Annotated in this window: 16 protein-coding genes; 7 read left to right on the forward strand and 9 right to left on the reverse strand. The window is 54.8% G+C overall.

What is annotated here, in order from left to right; all coding sequences use genetic code 11:
• The first annotated feature begins 23 nt into the window (after window positions 1–23).
• Together serC and B5F35_RS07050 are read left to right on the forward strand one after the other, a co-directional pair.
• Entirely contained in the window at window positions 24–1,109 is a 1,086-nt protein-coding gene (serC, locus tag B5F35_RS07045; RefSeq protein ID WP_087239427.1) for a 3-phosphoserine/phosphohydroxythreonine transaminase, read from the forward strand.
• Between the two features lie 5 nt (window positions 1,110–1,114).
• Window positions 1,115–2,284 (forward strand): phosphoglycerate dehydrogenase, encoded by a 1,170-nt coding sequence (locus B5F35_RS07050; RefSeq protein ID WP_087239429.1) that lies wholly within the window; start codon window positions 1,115–1,117, stop codon window positions 2,282–2,284.
• Window positions 2,285–2,504: 220 nt separating this feature from the next.
• Here B5F35_RS07050 and nagA read toward each other — a convergent pair whose 3' ends face one another.
• From nagA to B5F35_RS07065, 3 genes are all read right to left on the reverse strand, one after another.
• Window positions 2,505–3,641: an N-acetylglucosamine-6-phosphate deacetylase gene (nagA, locus tag B5F35_RS07055; RefSeq protein WP_087239431.1), complete on the reverse strand. Its 1,137-nt coding sequence runs from the start codon at window positions 3,639–3,641 to the stop codon at window positions 2,505–2,507.
• Between the two features lie 98 nt (window positions 3,642–3,739).
• Window positions 3,740–5,338 carry an MBL fold metallo-hydrolase RNA specificity domain-containing protein gene (locus tag B5F35_RS07060; RefSeq protein WP_087239433.1) on the reverse strand — a complete coding sequence of 533 codons (1,599 nt, stop codon included), beginning with the start codon at window positions 5,336–5,338 and terminating at the stop codon, window positions 3,740–3,742.
• A 172-nt stretch (window positions 5,339–5,510) separates the two neighbouring features.
• On the reverse strand, window positions 5,511–6,293 hold the full coding sequence (locus tag B5F35_RS07065; RefSeq protein ID WP_087239435.1) for a helix-turn-helix transcriptional regulator: 783 nt from the start codon (window positions 6,291–6,293) through the stop codon (window positions 5,511–5,513).
• Between the two features lie 123 nt (window positions 6,294–6,416).
• Between B5F35_RS07065 and B5F35_RS07070 the strand changes: the two genes are divergently transcribed.
• Both B5F35_RS07070 and B5F35_RS07075 read left to right on the forward strand, forming a co-directional pair.
• Complete coding sequence (locus tag B5F35_RS07070; RefSeq protein WP_087239437.1) at window positions 6,417–7,259, forward strand: sugar phosphate isomerase/epimerase family protein; 843 nt, start codon at window positions 6,417–6,419, stop codon at window positions 7,257–7,259.
• A 37-nt stretch (window positions 7,260–7,296) separates the two neighbouring features.
• The gene (locus tag B5F35_RS07075) at window positions 7,297–8,355 is read left to right on the forward strand and encodes a Gfo/Idh/MocA family protein (RefSeq protein ID WP_087239439.1); all 1,059 of its coding nucleotides are present in this window, start codon (window positions 7,297–7,299) and stop codon (window positions 8,353–8,355) included.
• A gap of 62 nt (window positions 8,356–8,417) precedes the next feature.
• Here the strand turns inward: B5F35_RS07075 and B5F35_RS07080 are convergent, their stop codons facing one another.
• From B5F35_RS07080 to B5F35_RS07095, 4 genes are read right to left on the reverse strand one after another with little or no spacing between them, the layout of a single operon-like run.
• On the reverse strand, window positions 8,418–9,596 hold the full coding sequence (locus tag B5F35_RS07080) for a DUF4185 domain-containing protein (protein ID WP_087239441.1): 1,179 nt from the start codon (window positions 9,594–9,596) through the stop codon (window positions 8,418–8,420).
• A 31-nt stretch (window positions 9,597–9,627) separates the two neighbouring features.
• Window positions 9,628–11,256 carry an extracellular solute-binding protein gene (locus tag B5F35_RS07085; RefSeq protein WP_087239443.1) on the reverse strand — a complete coding sequence of 543 codons (1,629 nt, stop codon included), beginning with the start codon at window positions 11,254–11,256 and terminating at the stop codon, window positions 9,628–9,630.
• Between the two features lie 42 nt (window positions 11,257–11,298).
• Window positions 11,299–12,213, reverse strand: a complete 915-nt coding sequence (locus B5F35_RS07090) for a carbohydrate ABC transporter permease (protein WP_087239444.1) — start codon at window positions 12,211–12,213, stop codon at window positions 11,299–11,301.
• A 14-nt stretch (window positions 12,214–12,227) separates the two neighbouring features.
• Window positions 12,228–13,163: an ABC transporter permease gene (locus B5F35_RS07095; protein ID WP_087239446.1), complete on the reverse strand. Its 936-nt coding sequence runs from the start codon at window positions 13,161–13,163 to the stop codon at window positions 12,228–12,230.
• 205 nt (window positions 13,164–13,368) lie between these two features.
• Here B5F35_RS07095 and B5F35_RS07100 point away from each other — a divergent pair, with 205 nt between their 5' ends.
• Window positions 13,369–14,250, forward strand: a complete 882-nt coding sequence (locus B5F35_RS07100) for a helix-turn-helix transcriptional regulator (RefSeq protein ID WP_087239448.1) — start codon at window positions 13,369–13,371, stop codon at window positions 14,248–14,250.
• A gap of 111 nt (window positions 14,251–14,361) precedes the next feature.
• Here the strand turns inward: B5F35_RS07100 and B5F35_RS07105 are convergent, their stop codons facing one another.
• Complete coding sequence (locus B5F35_RS07105) at window positions 14,362–15,615, reverse strand: acetate/propionate family kinase (RefSeq protein WP_087239463.1); 1,254 nt, start codon at window positions 15,613–15,615, stop codon at window positions 14,362–14,364.
• Between the two features lie 222 nt (window positions 15,616–15,837).
• Between B5F35_RS07105 and B5F35_RS07110 the strand changes: the two genes are divergently transcribed.
• Window positions 15,838–17,043 carry a tRNA(Met) cytidine acetate ligase gene (locus tag B5F35_RS07110; RefSeq protein ID WP_162611362.1) on the forward strand — a complete coding sequence of 402 codons (1,206 nt, stop codon included), beginning with the start codon at window positions 15,838–15,840 and terminating at the stop codon, window positions 17,041–17,043.
• Window positions 17,044–17,081: 38 nt separating this feature from the next.
• Window positions 17,082–18,017, forward strand: coding sequence for a hypothetical protein (locus B5F35_RS07115; protein ID WP_087239452.1), 936 nt, complete (start codon window positions 17,082–17,084; stop codon window positions 18,015–18,017).
• Window positions 18,018–18,117: 100 nt separating this feature from the next.
• Here B5F35_RS07115 and B5F35_RS07120 read toward each other — a convergent pair whose 3' ends face one another.
• Window positions 18,118–19,515: a serpin family protein gene (locus B5F35_RS07120; protein WP_087239454.1), complete on the reverse strand. Its 1,398-nt coding sequence runs from the start codon at window positions 19,513–19,515 to the stop codon at window positions 18,118–18,120.
• Window positions 19,516–19,737: the final 222 nt, after the last annotated feature.

The following is a 19,737-nucleotide window of genomic DNA, read 5'->3' on the forward strand; positions in this document are numbered from 1 at the left end:
ATTGAATTGGAGGTAAGCACTCAATGAATCGCGTTTACAATTTTTCCGCCGGACCTTCCATGCTGCCGGAATCCGTCCTTCGCCGCGCTGCCGGCGAAATGCTCGATTACAACGGCTGCGGCCAATCTGTGATGGAGATGTCACACCGCTCCAAGGTGTACCAGGGCATCATTGATTCCGCGGAAAGTCTTCTGCGCGAAGTCATGGGAATCCCGCAGAATTACAAGGTTTTGTTCCTGCAGGGCGGCGCTTCCTCGCAGTTTGCGATGATCCCGATGAACCTGATGACAAAAAGCGGAAAGGCTGACTTTGTGCTGACCGGTCAGTGGGCCACCAAAGCCTACCAGGAAGCCGCCCGCTATGGAGAAGCCCATGTAGTGGCTTCCTCGAAGGATAAGACTTTCTCTTACATTCCGGAATTGGATCCTGCTTCCTTCACAAAGGACGCGGACTATTTCCACATCTGCCTGAACAACACCATCTACGGCACCCGCTTCACTGAGCTGCCGGACACGGGGGATGTGCCGCTGGTGGCGGACATTTCCTCCTGCATCCTGAGTGAGCCGATCGACGTCAGCCGCTTTGCCCTGCTTTATGCCGGAGCACAGAAAAACATGGCTCCCGCCGGGCTGACGGTGGTGATCATCCGTGAGGATCTGATCGGCCATGCGATGGATATCACCCCCACCATGTTCAACTATCAGACACACGCGGACAATGGCTCCATGTACAACACGCCGCCGTGCTATAACATTTACATGGCCGGCCTCGTGCTCGAGTGGATCCGCGACGAGATCGGCGGCCTGGAGAAGATGAAGGAGATCAACGAGAAGAAAGCTGCCATGCTGTACTCCTTCCTCGACAATTCCAAGCTGTTCTCCGGCACCGTCGTGCCAAAGGACCGCTCGCTGATGAATATCCCGTTTGTGACGGGAAGCGAGGAGCTCGACGCGAAGTTCGTAAAGGCCGCGTCCGACGCCGGATTCGTTAATCTCAAGGGACACCGCTCCGTGGGCGGAATGCGCGCCTCCATCTACAACGCCATGCCGGTGGAGGGCGTGGAAAAGCTCGTCGCGTTCATGGCTGACTTTGAAAAGGAAAACGGGTGATTCACATGTATCAGATTCAATGCCTCAATAAAATTTCCGAGGTGGGCACCTCCCGCTTCAACGCCAACTACATCTGCGGCACCGACGTGCAGAATCCGGATGCCATTCTGGTGCGCTCCGCCTCGATGCACGAGATGGAGTTCGGCCCTGAGCTTCTCGCCATCGCCCGTGCGGGCGCGGGCGTCAACAACATCCCGCTGGACAAATGCAGCGAGCAGGGAATCGCCGTGTTCAACACCCCCGGAGCAAACGCCAATGCCGTTAAGGAGCTGGTGCTGGCCGCACTGCTGCTGTCCTCCCGCCGCATTGTGGACGGAATTGAATGGCTGCGTACACTCAAGGGCCAGGGGGCGGAGATCTCCAAGCTGGTGGAAAAGGGCAAGGGCGCTTATGTCGGGCCTGAAATCAGCGGTAAAACGCTCGGCGTGGTCGGACTTGGCGCAATCGGTGTGCTCGTGAGCAGCGCCGCCGTCAGCCTTGGGATGGATGTGTACGGCTACGATCCGTTCCTGTCCGTGGAGACAGCCTGGGGCCTTTCGAGCGCTGTTCGCCACGCGCAGACACTGGATGAAATTTACTCCAAATGCGACTATATCACGCTGCACGTCCCGCTCACGCCGGACACGCGCGAAATGATCAACGCTTCCAGCATCGCGAAGATGAAGGACGGCGTGCGTCTGATCAACCTCGCCCGCGGCGATCTTGTCAACAGCGCAGACGTCGCCGCCGCCCTGGAATCCGGCAAGGTGGCCGCTTACGCGACGGATTTTGCGGATGACACAATCCTCGGAGCGAAAAACGTCATCGCGATGCCGCACCTTGGCGCATCCACGCCGGAAAGCGAGGACAACTGCGCCCGCATGGCGGCTCTCGAGCTGATTGATTATCTGGAGAACGGAAACATTCGCAATTCCGTGAACCTTCCTGCTGTCTCCATGCCGCGCGAGGGAAGCCGCATCTGCATTGTGCACCGCAACATTCCCAACACCATCAGCCGCTTCTCCGGCGTACTGGCGCAGGCTGGTGTAAACATTGAGAACATGGCGAGCAAATCCCGCAAGGAATACGCCTACACCATCCTCGATGTGACCGGAGACGTCACCGCCAACGCGGCACAAGCCATCGACGCGCTCGACGAGGTGATTCGCGTCCGCGTGATTAAGGCAGCAAATTAAATTTGCGATTCTGCGGTACGCCGTTTCCTGCGGCGGAAAGCATAGAAAAACACATCGGCCCTCTTGCGACATTCAATCGCAGGAGGGCCGATTTCTTTTGAGAAAAGTGTGATAGAGGTCCGAAAAAATTCACTTCGCACAATTTTATGGGGCTCTGCCCCATCCCCCGCCGCCTTTTGAAAAAGGCGGGCGAAAACTTCAAGTTCGCACTTTTTGAGCGTTACGCGCGATAGACAACAGAACCGTTCATCAGAACAAAACGGATATCATAGGTAGCAGCATCCAGAACAACAGCATCCGCAAGCTTGCCGGGAGCCAGACTGCCGACACGGTCGGCCGCGTCCGCTTCACGTGCCGGGTTGATGGTGACGGATTTGACCGCCTGACGGAACGGGATGCCGAAAGAAAGCAGGTTTTTCAGTTCATCATGCAGATTGGTGGTGGAACCGGCGATCGTACCGTCCGGGAGAAGGGCGTGGCCGCCGCGCACCTGCACCATCTGTCCGCCAAGGTCATAATCGCCGTCCGGCTGGCCTGCTGCGCGCATCGAGTCACTGACAACCACCGTGCGATCCTCGCCGAGGATACGGAAGGTAATCCGCAGGACGGCGGGGTTGATGTGGAAACCGTCGCAGATCAGCTCCGCGCGGACAGAGGGCATATCCATCACGGCCCCGACCACGCCGGGCGCGCGGTGTGTCAGGCCGCTCATGGCGTTGTACAAATGGGTTGCGTGCGTAATGCCCCAGGCAAAGGACTGCTTCGCCTGCTCGAAGTCCGCCTCCGTGTGCGCGATGGAAACGGTGCAGAGCTCCTTGGCCCGCTCCACGAACGTCTGCGCTCCCTCACACTCGGGCGCGATATCCACCAGGCGCACAATGCCGCCGCAGTCCTCATACAGCGAGCGGAACAGCTCCCAGTCGGGATTGCGGACATATTCTTCCTTCTGCGCTCCCTTTTTCTTCGCGGAGATAAATGGGCCTTCCATATTCACACCAAGAACGCGCGCACCCTCCTGCGGATGATCCATACAGCCGCGCGCGGCGCGCAAAGCTGCGCGAATCTCCTCGGTTGACACCGTCATGGTGGTGGGACAGAAGGAGGTGACGCCCTTGGTCACCAGATGACGCGCCATTTTGCGGATCGACTCTTCCTCGCCGTCACAGGTATCCGCCCCGACACAGCCGTGAATATGCACATCCACAAAGCCCGGCGTCACGATGCACCCGGCGCAGTCAAGCGTCTCCTCTCCCGTCAGGTTTGCGCCGATTTCCCGGATCCGGTCCCCTTCCGTGCGCAGATCCATCTGCACCAGATCGAAATCCTCATTGACCAGCCGTCCATTTTTCAAAATCATGGTTCTTTCTCCCTTTCTTTTCCATCAGGCCGCGCGCCATTCCGGATGTTCCCGGAATAAACGGCTCCATACTGTTTTCTTTATGTCTCTGCAAACTGTCACCGATCCCACTTGTCGCACAGAGCGTTGATCTGATCGGCAAATTTTGCCAAATCCTTGTTGGCTCCGCCCTCGTTGTGGCGGATGACGATCGCCAGACGCTTTCCGGCGTCCACCAGACGCTGGAACACCGCCGACGCGCGGCGCGCGGGAGAAGGCTTGCGAATCTTTTCCTGCACGCCCTCCTCCAAACAGGTGTTGCGGAGCAGGTCATACCGGGCTCCCGGGTAGGGCGCTGTCGCTCGCAGACCAAATTCATCCCGCAGACGCATGGCAAAAAGATCGCAGACGCTGCTTTCCCCGTGGACAATGAACACGCGCTTCGGTTTCGGAGAAAAGCTCTGCACCCACCGCAGCAGTCCTTTATTGTCCGCGTGGCCGCTGATCCCGCTGAGACGGCAAATCTCCGCACGGACCTCAATCTCCTCGCCGAACAGCTTGACGGAATCCGCACCCTCCAAAATCGCGCGTCCCAGCGTGCCCTCCGCCTGGTAGCCGACAAACAGAATGGTGCACTCCGGCCGCCACAGGTTATGCTTGAGATGGTGCTTGATGCGGCCCGCTTCGCACATGCCGCTTGCCGAAAGAATGACCTTGCAGCCGGCGCTGTTGTTGATCTCCTTGGAATCGTCGCTTGTTACAGACAAGCGGAGATTGGAGACGCCGATCGGGTTGATTCCCCGGCGGATCAGCTCCATCGCCTCCTGATCGTAATAGCCCACTACATTTTCCTTGAAGATGTTGGTTGCCTCCACGGCCATCGGGCTGTCTACATACACGGGAAAATCGCCGTGATCCTTCACCAGACCCTCCGCCTTGATCCGGCGCAGGAAATACAGCAGCTCCTGTGTACGCCCCACGGCAAAGGAAGGGATCACCACGTTTCCGCCCCGGTCAAAGGTGCGCTGGATCACGTTCGCCAGCTCCTTCGCGTAATCGGGCGGCGCGTCATGGCTCCTGTCTCCGTAGGTGCATTCCATGACAACATAATCAGCGTCCTCAATCTTCTGGGGATCCCGCAGAAGAGGCTGGTTGATATTGCCGATATCGCCTGAAAACACAATTTTCCGCTTCTCGGAATTTTCTTCCACCCAGACTTCAATGCTGGCGGAGCCGAGCAGGTGTCCCACATCCACATAGCGAATCTCCACCGACGCGCTCAGGCGGATTATCTCTCCATACTGGCAGGAACGGAACCGCTTGAGCACCCCCTCCGCGTCGTTCATATCGTAAAGTGGGACATACTCCGGATGTCCCGAACGCTTGGCTTTGCGGTTGCGCCACTCCGCTTCAAACATCTGAATGTGCGCGCTGTCGCGAAGCATAATCCCGCACAGATCCACGGTGGCCTCCGTGGCAATCACCGTTCCCCGAAATCCTTTGGCATACAACAGCGGCAGCCGTCCGGAATGGTCAATGTGCGCATGCGTCAGCAGGACATAATCAATCTCCGCCGGGTTGACGGGGATTTCCTGATTCTCGTATTCATCCGGCCCCTGCTGCATGCCGCAGTCCACCAGAATATGAAGCCCGCAAGCCTTCAGATAATGACAGCTTCCCGTCACCTCATGGGCTGCTCCCAAAAAACTCAGTTCCATACCGGCTCCTTCCTGCCGGGCGACCCCGGCGCTGTGCCTTTTGTGTCCTCTATCATTATTATAGAGAATTGCGCTTTTTCCGTCAAGAATATTTGGATAATGTGACGAATTCCGCTTTTTCTCTACTCTCCGGTGCGTGTCTGCTCTTTTTGTGCGGAGGGAAGCTCCCCCATCATGCGTCGGTACGTGCGCGAAAATAAGACAAATTGGAAAAACCGCTCTGGATGGCGCTCTCCCCCACATTGTATTTTCCGGATGTAAGCAGGCTGCGCGCGTGGTTGCACCGCAGGAAATTGACATAACTCAGTACCGTCTGGCCGGTCACTTCCTTGAATACATGGCAGAGATAGGACTTGCTGAATCCGGTTTCCCGGCAAAGGGTGTCCATGGAAAACGGCTCCGTATAGTGCTGGCTCACATAGCCAACCACTCGCTTGACAAGCTCCGCCCTCGCGGACACCGCCGCGGGCGCAGACCGCGCTCCCTCGCGCACGCTGCTGCGGTACAGCGCTACATACAGCTCCAGGATCAGCGCCCGCACCTCCTCCCTGTAATACAGATCCTTTCTCTCCATTTCCCCGACGATCCGCCGCATGGCATGGCACGCATTTTCATCCGTCACGCGGGAGAGCACAGGCAGCCGCCCGGCCGGAAGCTCCGTATGCTCAAACAGGCTTGCCGACGGAATCAGGCAATAGTAACGGCACAAACCATGATCCGTATAGACAGAATGGATCCGGTTCGCGTCCACCACCACCAGATCCCCCGGAGCAACAGGCAGACGCTCTTCATCGGAAACCACGATTCCCTCCCCTTCGACACACCAGAGAAACTCCAGCGCCTCGTGCCAGTGCAGATGGCTTGCTCCCCCCGCCGCCCGCACGGTATCAAAGCGGAAAATCACCGGAAAATCCGGCTCGGGATGATAATGCGCTTCATATGACACAAGTTCCATGGTTTTTCCTCCAAAGCAATATTGTGTTAAGGGAGAGCAAAAAAAGTCTTTTTCTTTCCTTATAAAATTATACAATAGAGATAAGAAACGAAACCATACCGCAAGGGAAAGGATGATCTCTTGATGAAACGATTCTCCATTGGCGTTCTGCTCGATTCCTTCCGTCTCAGCCCGTCGGAAGCCATGCGCCGGGCGGCCGCGCTGGGCGCGGAAGGCATTCAGGTATATGCCACACGCGGCGAGCTGGCCCCGGAAAACATGGACGCGCAAAAACGCCGCGACTTCCGCACGCTGGCACAGGACTGCGGACTGACCATCTCCGCTCTCTGCGGCGATCTGGGCCGCGACTTCGGCTGCCGGGAACAAAATGCGGAGCTGATTGAACGCTCCAAACGGATTCTGGATCTCGCGCAGGATCTGGGCACCAATGTCGTCACCACGCATATCGGCCTGATCCCGCTGGATGAAACCTGCGAACGCTACCGCATCATGCAGGAGGCCTGCGGCGAGCTGGCACGGTACGCCGACAGTATGGATGCGCATTTCGCTATCGAAACCGGCCCCGACATTTCGCTGACGCTGCGGCAGTTCCTTGACAGCCTGCACTCAACCGGTGTGGCCGTCAACTTTGATCCGGCCAACATTGCCATGGTGACGGGTGAGGATCTGGTCACGGCGGTCCGCACGCTTGCGCCGTACATCGTGCACACGCACGCCAAGGACGGCGTGATGCTCCACTACCGCGGCCCGGCCTTCGTCTACGGCGGAGAGCACCCCAGCGGAGGAGGCGACGAGATCGCGTTCCGTGAGGTGCCGCTGGGAGAGGGCAGCGTGCGCTGGCCCGAATATCTCGGCGCACTGGAAAGCATCGGCTACCATGGATTTTTAACAATCGAGCGCGAGGTTGGGGAAAACCCCGAAGCGGATATCGGAAAAGCCGTCTCCTTCCTGCAAAAGCTCGTTTGATATCTCCATCCTATCACAAAGAAAGAGGAATTGCATCATGAAAAAGTGGAAAATTGCCGTCATCGGTGTGGGCGGTATCTCGGAAATGCACATCGCTTCTTATCTCCGCAACCCGGACGTGGAACTGTATGCCTTCTGCGACATCAACGAAAAGCGCCTGCACGAGATGGGCGAAAAATATGGAATTTCCCGCCTGTACACAGATAAGGACGAGATGCTGCGCGCCCTGCCGGAGATTGACGCGGTGAGTGTCTGCACCTGGAACTCCGCGCACGCTCCCTGCGCTATCGCAGCGCTGAACGCGGGCAAGCACGTCCTGTGCGAAAAGCCAATGGCCACCTCCGCGGCGGAAGCCCAGGAGATGCTGGACGCCGCCAAAAAGGCCGGGAAGCTTCTGATGGTGGGCTTTGTCCGCCGCTATGAGCGCGGCTCCACCCTTCTGCGGCAGCTCGTCAGCCAGGATTTCTTCGGCGAGCTTTACTATGCCAAGGCCACCTATCTGCGCCGCAACGGCAACCCGGGCGGCTGGTTCGGGGATAAATCCCGCTCCGCGGGCGGCCCGCTGATCGATCTCGGCGTGCATGTCATCGACCTCACCCGTTATCTGATGGGCAACCCACGCCCTGTGTCCGTCTACGGTGCGACCTTCCAGAAGCTCTTCAACCGTCCGAACATCATCACGCCGAAAGCTTACTATTCCACCTCCGCAGGGCCGGACGACATCTGCGACGTGGAGGATCTCGCTTCCGCAATGATCCGCTTTGACAACGGCGCGGTGCTCCAGGTGGAAGCTGCCTTCTCGCTGAACATGAAGGAGGATACCGGCAGTGTGCAGCTCTTCGGCACCAAGGGCGGCGCGCGTCTCTCGCCGGAGCTGGAGCTTTACAGCGAAATGAACGGCTTTATGACAAACGTAACGCCCGTCTGCCCGCCGGAATCCTTCAATTTTGAATTCCAGGAGGAGATCAATCACTTTGTGCATTGTCTCTCCACAGGCGAACCGTGCCGTTCTCCCGCCGAGGATGGCGTACAGATCATGCGGATTCTGGACGCCGTCTATGAATCGGGACGCACCGGCCACGAAGTTATTCTGTAAACAAACCCACAGCAGCAAAACGGCACGCAAAGGAATTTCCTTTGCGTGCCGTTTTTATATCCTTATCCCCGGCGATACCGGAACAGGCGGGATTCCTGCGGGAAATCCGCATCCCCCTTGAGGCGTATCGCCATTTTCTGTACCACAAAATTGTAATCGTCCCAGGAGCCGGAGGACACCATGTACAGCAGCCGTCCGTTTTCCGTGATCCATTTGGTGGGGAAGTTCGGCTGATAATCCCCATAGGTTCCCCAATCATCGTCGCGGTAAAACAGCTTCCAGGGGCCCCAGGGCTCCAGCGCTTCATAGAGAGTCAGCTGGCTGATGCTCGATTCCGGATATCCCATCTGATGAATCGGGCGCGGATGAAGCTCTTTGTCGATAAAGCTGTAATTGCCCATCAGATACCGGCCGATTCCGGGATTGTAGATAACGTGATTTGCTCCTGTCATTTTCCGGTAGACAAACACCGGCTTGGCCTCCTCCTCGTGGCTGCTCCAAACCGGAGTATCCGGGGAATCCGAGGCATAGAACTCCCACGCATCCCGCTGCAACAGCTTTTCCTTCGGGACACGGCCCAGAAGAAGGGCGTCGTTGTTTTCCCAGTAGCTCTGCCCGTCTTCCAAATCACAGGGGAAATAAGCGTACACATAGCCGTCCCGCGCACCGGAATAGCCGCGCCCGAATTGCAGGAAATGGCACGACGCGAGACGTCCGGTAAAGAAATCCTGCGCGGTGGCGGTGGGATCGAAGGTTTTCCCTCCATCCGTGGAGCAGACGATCCAGCCGAACAGATTGTGCTGGCGTCCGAAAAAGGGATTATCCCCGTAATTCTGGGCCTCCACACTGAGGTAGAGGACGCCGCCGATGTCCAGCAGGCCCGCCGGCTTAACCCCGGAGATCTCCCCCCTGCCGGCCAGGCTGGACAGGGGGAACGGCTCGGGATTGATCATGTCCATGCTCCATTGACCCGTATTGGTCAGAGCGGAAGGGGAAAAACGCAGTGTACTTACCCGCCAGAGATTCATCGGGCAGCCCTTGTTATCTCCGGCGCCGCAATAAAGGTTGTCATCCTGCGCCCAGGTGATGGGCCACATATCCCCTTCCCCGCTGTGGTAGCGGTAAGCGTCAAACAGGACGTCCTGAATATAATCGGATGCTTCATAGGGCGGAATGGCTTCGGGATACAAATAATAATCCCTGTTCTCACCATTTAACCCGGTACATTTTTTCGTCAACATGGAGCCTCAGCCTTATCATAAATTTTTTGAATCAGAACTTCTTATCCAGGAAATCCTGATACCATTGCAGCCACTGGTCATATTGGTTCATCTGAAGCTGCTCCAGATGTGCATTCCAGCTGGCGTCGTCAATACCATTGAGAACACTGGTCGCGATGAAATTGCCGATATAGGTGAACAGCTCGGTTTCCATAAAGGTACGCTCGCTGGTCTTTTCCGGAGCAACATAACGGATCGGAAGCTGACGCTCCACCGGCAGGCAGTAGTCATGCAGCTGCTCCACGCAGTCAATGCGGTACCAGGAAGTGAAGGAATTCTCCTTGAGAACTGTGGCACTCTCGTCCTTCGGGATATAGCTGCCCATATCCACCATGCCCTGCGTATATTTGTAGTTTTCAATCGTGTAATCGTCCGTCAGAGACTCCGGCAGCTTTTCCACAACCGTGCCGTCGCTCTCCATGTCCCATGCCTCACCCTGCGGGCCGAAACGGCTGGTGTACTTGAGTTCCACGGAGCTGGCCATATAATCCCACCACTGCAGCAGGCTGGCCGGGTCGGCGCAGGCGCTGGTGATGCAGAAACCGCAGCGGTTCGCGGAGAATTTGCCCTGCGATCCCGTTTTAACATAGCCGGGGCCGTCCTCAGCCTCCAGCACCGGAACCTCCACCCAGTTGGCCGCCTCGGTTTCACTCATGTCCGCATAGGGGGACCAGGTGTAATAGCAGCCTACAATGCCCTCGTTGATCTTGGAATGATACTGCTCGGAGGTCTGGGAGAACATCTCCTGATCCATCAGGCCCTCGGAAACCAGCTTGTGGGAGAATTCCAGGAACTTGCGGAATTCTTCCGTATTCACGGTTCCCGTCACCTTGCCGGCCGTCACCATCATGTAGGCGCTCTCGTCGCTGGAGTCTGTGCCCGCGATTCCCCACGGGTTCGCGAAATTCATGATCTTGGAGCACCAGTCGCTCTGGGAAGGTTCAAAGGGAATCTCATCCGCTTGGCCGTTGCCGTTGGGATCCTGCTCCTTGAAGGCCTTGAGCACATCATAGAATTCGTCGATCGTGGTGGGAACGTCCTTGCCGACCTTGTCCAGCCACGCCTTGTTCATGAACATGATGCCTTCGGCGTCGTTTTCATAGCTGTTCTGCGGGCCGGTCATCAGCGAACGGATGGAGCCGTCCGGCCAGGTCACGATGTCCAGACCGTTGCTCAGGCTGCTCTCATAATCCTCCACCACATGGGGAGCGTTGTTTTTCAGCAGATCATCCTTGGCCAGATCGGCAAAGGAATCCATGTTGCTCGCAATCTGGTCGCTGCTGATCAGGCCGAGAAACGCATCCGGCAGATCGGAGGTCAGCATGATATTGACCTTGTCCGTGGCATCGGCCGCGGCAATGGGCATCCACTCGATGTGAACGTTGGTAGCTTCCTCCGCAAGCTTATAGATCTCCTTGTTGTTGAAATCCTCATCCTTGGTCAGCGGATGAAGGCTCACGGCGATGCGGAAGGTTTTCTTTTCTGTCCCGTCGGTGCTTGCCTGCGAACCGTCGCCGCCTGTGGTCGAGGCCGTTTCACCGCCGCCGCTGCATCCCGCAGCCGTCAGCATCAAAACCGCCAGAAGGAACGCTGCAGCTTTTTTGCCCATATGCTTTTTCATACGTCTTATCTCCTCTCATTTTATCGGAACCGGTTCCCGGTTTCAACCCTTGATCGAACCAATCATGACGCCCTTGACAAAATATTTCTGCAAGAAAGGATACACGCAAACGATCGGGAGTGTGGAAACCACAATGATGCCGTATTTGATGACCTGGGACATTTTTTGCAGCATGGCCGCCGCCGAAGCGTCGGAGGTGACGGAGGACTGCGCGTTTGTGGAAACGGTGAGAAGAATCTCGCGCAGATACAGGGCCAGCGGATATTTGCTGCGATCCGTCAGGAAAATCATCGGGTTAAAGTACGAATTCCAGTAGGTGACGGCCAGATACAGCACCAGCACCGCCGCAATCGCCTTGGAAAGCGGCATCACAATCTGGAAGAAAAACCGTCCGTCTCCGCAGCCGTCGATTCTGGCGGCATCCCGCAGCTCCTCGGCCACATTGGAAAGCATAAACGAGCGGGTGATGATGATGTTATACACCGCCACCGCACTGATGATGATCATCAGGAAACGGGTATTGGTGAGATTGAGCGATTTCACCACCATGTAATACGGAATCAATCCGCCGTTGAAGTACATGGTGAACACAAAGAATCCCATAAATGCATTGCGGAACGGAAGCTCCTTGCGCGAAAGCGCAAAACCGGCCATCATGGTGATAAAAACGCCGAGCGCCGTTCCCAGAGCTGTATACAGGATGGTATTGGCATAGCCAATCCAGACGCGGCTTTCCTCAAAAACCTTCTCATATCCCAGAAGCGTGAAGCCCTTCGGATACAACAGGAAATCACCGTTGTTTACATAAGTGGGATCCGAAAAGGAGGCAACCAGAACGAAATAGATGGGATAGGCCATGATCACGATAAGGAAAAGCAGGAGAAGGACTATCACGGCGTTGAACACGATATCCTGTGTCATCCGATTCCCTTTGGAGCGTTTTTTTGTTTTTTCCATCTTCTACTCCCTCCTTACCACAAGCTGGAACCCGAAAGCTTCGCGGAAAGCTTGTTGACGGCAACGAGCAAAATGAAGTTAATTCCATTGTTGAACAGGCCGATCGCAGAGGAATAGCTGAACTGCTGCTGTGTCAGGCCGATTTTATACACATAGGTCGAAATGACTTCTGAATTCATAATGTTCAGGTCGTTCTGCATCAGGAACACTTTCTCATAGCCAACGCTCATGATATTGCCCACACTCATAATCAGCAGAATTACCATGGTAGGAATGATGGCGGGCAGATCAATGTGCCATACACGCTGAAGCTTTGTGGCTCCATCCACCTGAGCGGCCTCGTGCAGGGCCTGATCCACACCGGTGAGCGCCGCAAGATAGATGATGGAGTTCCATCCCATATCCTGCCATACACCTGACCACACATAAATATGGGAAAAATAATCAGGCACGCCCATATAATAGGTGTTTTCCGCCGCTCCGAAAAGCTCCAGCACATGGTTCAGGAATCCGGAACGCGGCGAAAGGAACACGGTCAGCATGCCGACCAGAACCACGGTGGAAATAAAATGCGGCATGTAGGTAACGGTCTGTGTGACGCGCTTAAAGCGGTTGCTCTCCACGCTGTTGATCATCAGAGCCAGTATAATCGGTATCGGGAAACCCACCAGCAGAGAATAGACGCTGAGTGTCAGCGTATTGCCGAGGATTTGCCAGAAGCGGGGCATATTGAAAAATGTCTCAAACCATTTGAGCCCCACCCATGGGCTGCCCAGAATTCCCTTGGAGGGTGAATAATTCTGAAAGGCCATCAGCACTCCATACATGGGCGCATAACAGAAGATGGCGACCAGAATCACCGCCGGAAGCAGGAAAATATAGAGCATATAGCTGCGTTTCATTTGCAGCAGCGTGCGGTGAATCGAGCCTCTTTCCTTCGTATTTTTCATGCTTATTACCCTTTCCTATTGCTTGATTGTGTCTTTATTTTAGTGCATTTCACAAGGTGCGTCTTGTAGTTTTTTCAGCGGTTACGGTAAAATATTGACTTTTTCGCTTTCTTCCATTTCTTTTTTCTTGTTCCTTTCGAGTTTCCTGTGCTATAATAACCTAAAATTCAAACCAGGCTTTTTGAAGCGGAAAGAAGGTGCTTCCATGCGATATTTGGATTATCCTGAACGTCAAACATTCGGGGACAAAAATCTCCCCTGTTTCTTTTATGCCGTGGATCAAACACATCCGCGCTACAACATGCCTTTCCACTGGCATCCCCTGTTTGAAATCATCCATGTCTATGAGGGAAGCTTCCTGCTTCATCTCAATGAACGCACCTTCCTTCTCCATGCCGGAGACAGCGCTTTGATTCAAAACGGGATTACGCATGGCGGCAGCCCGCAAAGCGGCGCAGAATGCCGCTATGAATGTCTGCTCATCGATCTCAACGCGATCTCACTGTTTTCCTCCTCCCTGCGGGAATATGAACCGACTTTGGCGGATCTGTTCAACAATTCCATCCTGCTTCACAGCTACTGCCCCGCCTCCCAGACAGAGCTTCGTGAACCGATCCTGCGCCTGCTTCATCTGTTCCGCCAGCCGGAACAGGTGGACATTCTGGGGTTGATAGGGAATACCTATCTGCTTTTTTCGGCTATCCTGCAAAATCATGCATACACGGAAACTCCCTTGAAGCAATACGGGAAAAAATATGAAGCGCTCAAAAAAGTGCTGTCTTTCATTGAGGAGCATTATCAGGAACATCTGGATCTGGAAACGCTGGCTTCCTGCGCCAATCTGAACCCCAGCTATTTCTGCCGCTATTTCAAAGAGCTCACACACCGCACGCCGATTGATTACCTCAATTATTACCGAATCGAGGTCGCCTGCGAGCAAATGGTTTATTCCCACCGCGCGCTGACGGAAATTGCCTACGACTGCGGTTTCACGGATTCCAGCTATTTTATCAAGGTGTTCCGCCATTATAAGCATATGTCGCCCACACAGTATATGCTGGGAACAAAAAAGCTGCCGGAGCAATGAGAAGCAGAGGAAAAGGAACACAAAAAAGGCACAAGCGCCTTCCTGCCCGTTTGCAGGAAAGTGCCTGTGCCTTTTTGCTCAGAGAGGCCGTTTCCTCTCTCTTTCCCTGGTTCAGATATCTTCCGGATCTACAATCGTTTTATCCTCTGTGGATGCATACTTGAGCTTTTCCACAATCTGCTTGGTATCGCGTGCGATAATCAGCTCTTCGTTCGTGCTGATAATCCAGACCGGAACGGAGGAGTCCGGCGTGGAAATCTTGCCCTCGCGGCCCGCTGTCATCTTGTCATTGAGTTCGCCGTCAATCTTGACGCCCATATACTTCAGATAGCGGCAGACGCTGTAGCGCAGGTGCGGCTGGTTCTCGCCCAGACCCGCGGTGAATACCAGGCAGTCCAGACCGCCCATTGCGGTGATGTAGGAGCCAATGTATTTCGCAATCTGATAGGTCAGCATCTCATGAGCGAGAATAGCCTTGGGATCGCCTTCAATCTCCGCTTTCGTCACATCACGGTCATCGCTGTAGCCGCAGATGCCGTACATGCCGGATTTCATGTTCAGAATGTCGCTCATCTCGCCGGGCGTCAGGCCCTCCTGCTCCATGATAAAGGTGACGATGGAGGGATCGAGCGAGCCGCTTCTGGTGCCCATCATGAAACCGTCCAGAGGCGTGAGGCCCATGGTGGTATCGATAACCTTGCCGTCGCGAATCGCGGCGATGGACGAGCCGTTTCCGATATGGCAGGTGATCATATTCAGATCCTCCAGCGGCTGGTGCATCAGGTGCGCGCAGTGCTTGCTGACATAGCGGTGGGAGGTACCGTGGAAGCCATAACGGCGGATCTTGTACTTGGTATAATATTCATACGGGATCGCGTACATATACGCCTTGGGCGGCATGGTGGAATGGAACGAGGTATCAAACACAACGCACTGAGGAACATCCTGGCCAAAGACCTGCTGGCAGGCGCGGATGCCGTCGAGCTCCGGCCCGTTGTGCAGAGGAGCCAGAGGAATCAGACTCTCGATCCCCTTGATCACATCCTCGTTGACCAGAACGGATTTGCGGAAAATGGAGCCGCCCTGCGCCACACGGTGGCCAATCGCGGAAACCTCCGTCAGCTTCTTGATCACGCCCGCTTCGGGGTCGGTCAGAGCCGTTGTAACCATCTGGAAAGCTTCGGTGTGATCCTTCATTGTCACACGCTTTTTCATCTGACGGCCATCCGCCGTCTTATGGCTGAACACACCGCTTTCCTGCCCAATCCGCTCACAATTTCCCTTCGCAACCATCTCTTCGGTATCCATATCAATCAGCTGATACTTCAGGGATGAACTGCCGGCATTGATAACCAATACTTTCATGATGTCCTCCTGCATTACATTTAATTTCCATCCCGCCGGCTTCCAACAGAAACAGCCTTGCGGTCAGGCGCTTGATCCCCTATAATAAACTAGAATCCATGCGGACAACCGTCACACACACGGCGAACAGACGCTGTCTCCCAATAAGTATAGTACAAAATGACAGCAAATTCAAGATTTCGCCGCACTTTCCGGAAGATTTACCGAAAGGAGGAGCCCGCCTTGAAGTCAGCTCCTGTTCCCGCTGGAATTATCGCGGAGTTTAACCCTTTTCACCGGGGCCATGCGGCGCTGATCCAGGCCGCGCGGGAAAGCGGAGCCACGCATGTGGCCGTTGTTATGAGTGGGGATTTTGTCCAGCGCGGCGCCCCCGCTCTTCTCTCCAAATGGAGCCGCACCGAAATGGCCCTGCGATGCGGCGCCGACGCTGTCTTTGAGCTTCCGCTTCCCTGGGCGATGGCGGGAGCGGAACGCTTTGCCCTGGGCGGCGTTTTTCTGCTTGCACAGCTCGGCTGCCGCCGGATCTGCTTCGGCAGCGAATGCGGCGACGTGAAAGCTTTGCAGGAAACAGCCTCCCTTCTGCTGTCTCCCGCCTTTTCCGCACAGCTGAAACAGGAACTCTCACGGGGAACAGGCTTTGCTTCCGCCAGGGAAGCGGCCGTCCATTCTCTGGCCGGACCGCAGGCAGCCGCGCTGCTGCAAACGCCGAACAATACACTCGCCATCGAATACCTCAAAGCCGCACAGCTTCTGAGCATGGAGCTGGAACCTTTTACCATCACGCGCTTCGGTGCGGATCACCACGACAGCACCCCCCGCGCCGGCTTTGCCAGCGCTACCGCCCTGCGGGAGTGGATTCAAAAGGGCGAGGGTTGGGAGCCCTTTGTTCCTTCGGAGGCTGCGGAGATTATCAAGCGGGAAATCGCTCTTGGCGCATGCCCCGCGGATCCTGCCCGGATGGAGCGTGCTCTTTTGTTTCGCCTGCGCTCCATGACGCTCGCGGAGTTTGCGTCTCTGCCCGATATCAGCGAGGGGCTGGAAAACCGTCTCTTTGCCGCTTCGCGCAAAGCGTGCACGCTCGACGAATGGTTCTCCCTTGTCAAAACCAAGCGTTACTCCATGGCGCGCCTGCGCCGGATCCTCTTTTCCGCCCTCCTGGGGCTCACTGCCAGCGACGCACAGGGGCTTCCTCCTTACCTGCGTCTGCTTGGCCTGCGGGACAGCGGCGTTCTCTTCCCGCGGCAGGCAAAAGAGACAGGAAAAATACCGGTTTTAAGCCATTCCTCGGATCTTTTGCACCTTGACAAAAGGGGGCGGATTATGGTTGAATTGGAGGGAAAAGGCAGCGATCTGCATGCGTTATTTCTTCCAAGGCCCGTTCCCTGCGGACTCAATCTTTCGCATGGTATGGTGCGCGTGCGTTCCTGATAGGCTGCCTTTATTCGCTGATCAGGAGGATGTTTGGTTTGGCCATTGAGATTAAGGAAGTCCATTACGACGCTTGGGGAAACTGTCTCCGCCTTTCCAACGGCTTTATCGAGACAATCGTTTCGATTGATTACGGTCCCCGTGTGGTATCCTTCCGGCTGGTGGAAGGAAAAAACGTTCTGTTTGAGGATCGGAATCAGTCGTATACCGTATCCGGCCCGGAAATGGATGAACATTACGGGACAGGAGCTGTTTTTTACCGCCGCGGTGGTCATCTGGGCTCGGTCGCACCGATCCGGATTCCTGAAAGCTTTTTTCCGGATAACAGCGCAGTGGTTTACGCAGTCCGTCCGGACGGCGTTTCTCTCGTCTCTCCCCGTGAAAAAAGCGACGGTCTCAAGTTGACCACGGAGATTTTGATGGGAGACGGCGCATCGGACATCATGATTGTCCACAGCATCAAGAATACATCTCATGAACGCAAAAAGCTGGCTGTCTGGTCCTCCACTGCTCTGCGCGAAGGCGGGCTGGAAATCATCCCCCAAAACTTCGGGGATGCTTCCATTTTCCAGCCAAACCGTATTTTGGCGCTCTGGCCGGGAACGACGCTTTCCGATTCCCGCTTGTATGCCGGAGAACGCTATCTGACCATCCGTCAGGATACCGCATGCAAGAAAGACTTTGTGCTCGGTGTTAACAACGTTACCGGATGGGCCGCTTATGTTCTTCCCGACACCACCCTCGTCAAGCGTTATGTCCACGATGAAGCATCCTTCTACCCCAACCACGACTGCTCCTTCCGTACCCGCGTGACAGATGCTTTTGCGGAGCTGGATTCTTTCAGCCCCATCTACGTGGTAGAACCAGGAGAAGGGATCCGCCATGTGGATAATCTCTCCCTTTTTGCCACGCGAAATGGTGTAAACGGGACAGATGAAAATTCCATCGAAAGCTTTATGCAAAAGCTGTATTGATACAGAAACCTGCCTGCTGTAAGTGCAGAAAAGCTATACGCCTTATTGGATAAACGGAAACGACGCACCCAGAGAAAAACATGCATCTGGGTGCGTCGTTTTATGTTTCTACCGGTTGATTCACAATTCCTATAAAGAGCGGAAGGTTTTCCGATGTTGTCACAGCGAACAAAAACGGGCGATCCAAGGTGAAGGTGATTTCTTTTTCCTCAGAAGCACCGGCCCCTTCGCCCACCCGCATAACCGTATAGGAAGCCCCTGTGCAGCCCTTCTCATCCACCAGCACACGGGAGGCCTGCTCCACGGAGTTGATATAAAGATCGCTGCGATCGGTCAACGGAGAAAAATTTGACAGCTCGGCAGAAAACAAATTGGTCACTCCCAAACTCTTCAAATTTTTTTCCAGCGAAAGTTCACACGAAACATCAAATTTGGGAATGGAAAGATGAACCAAAGCTGTCTCTGGAATTCTCTCCTCCTCCCAGAGAAGAAAAGACAATGCCGCTCCATTGGAAACCAACTCCTCCGGCAAAGTTCCCTCATCCGGCAGCATCAGCCACATCAGACTGTTGCCATCATCCAATTCCAGAGAAACTGCTGAAAAGCCATTTCCCTGATAATACAGATGGCTTTTACTCTGCTTCATGAAATCACACAGCAAATTCCCCTGCGGACTGTGAAACACCTCTTCCTTTGTCGCCTCTTCCGAAAACTCATCCTTCCATGAGGCCTGATAAAAAACAGTAGAAACCAAAGCGGCCACCGTATCGGATGACAAAGCGGCCTCTCCGGCTTGCTTCTCCAACAGATTTCCTGTTTGACCGTTCAGCCAGCTGCGGAGAGCAGCGTCCAGCTCTTCTGAGCCCATCTGCCCTCGAAAACAAGATGCATAGTAGACATTGGAGAGTGTTTGAAGCGTGGAAGGAACAAAAGAGTATTCTTCATTCAACCAAACAGAATTCGCCAAAAGCAGCTTCGTTACACCATCATCGCAATAGTTGGCGTTCCAAACGGCTTGTGCCTGTATTCTCAGGTCCTCCATCTTCTCGTTGCCTAACAGGTTCAGAATCTGCTCCCTTGACTCTCCGCCTGTCAGCTCTGCCAGCATCGAAAGAGAAAGATAAAGGTTCAAAGGAGAATACACACAATTTTCCTCTGGATGTTTTGTCAGGATATTTACAGAAGATTTCTGAAAAAAAGGAATCAGCGCACTGAGACTCTCTGCTTCCTGCTGCAGGTTTTGCGTTTGCAATTCCCGATCGGCTTTCCACAAGGCATAATTCTTTTCATATGTTTCCGAATCCTCCGTATCCTGCGGTTTTTGTGCCATAGAAGGATATTCCGGCGTACTGACAGCATACACCGTTTCCAGAAGGGGATTCTTCGCGGGCTGTAAAACCGTTACAATACCAGCCAAAACGGTGATAACCAATGCGATGCACACCAAAACAACAGGGCTCTTTTTTCTGTAAGAACAAGAGGTTTGCTTTTCCTGCATGCTTTTTACTCCTTTCGCTTTTTCTGAAAAGTCTCTCGCGAATCAACGCCGGAAAGCGATGGAGAAACATCAGTACAAACCGTGAAAGCGAGAGAAAAGAATCTGGATATAGGAAAAAATCCGAACGCATACACGTTCGGATTTCATCTGGCTCCCCAAGTTGGACTCGAACCAACGACCCTGCGATTAACAGTCGCATGCTCTACCGGCTGAGCTATTGAG

The sequence above is a fragment of the Anaeromassilibacillus sp. An200 genome (assembly GCF_002160025.1).
In the GTDB taxonomy this organism is placed as follows: Bacteria; Bacillota; Clostridia; order Oscillospirales; family Acutalibacteraceae; genus Caccousia; species Caccousia stercoris.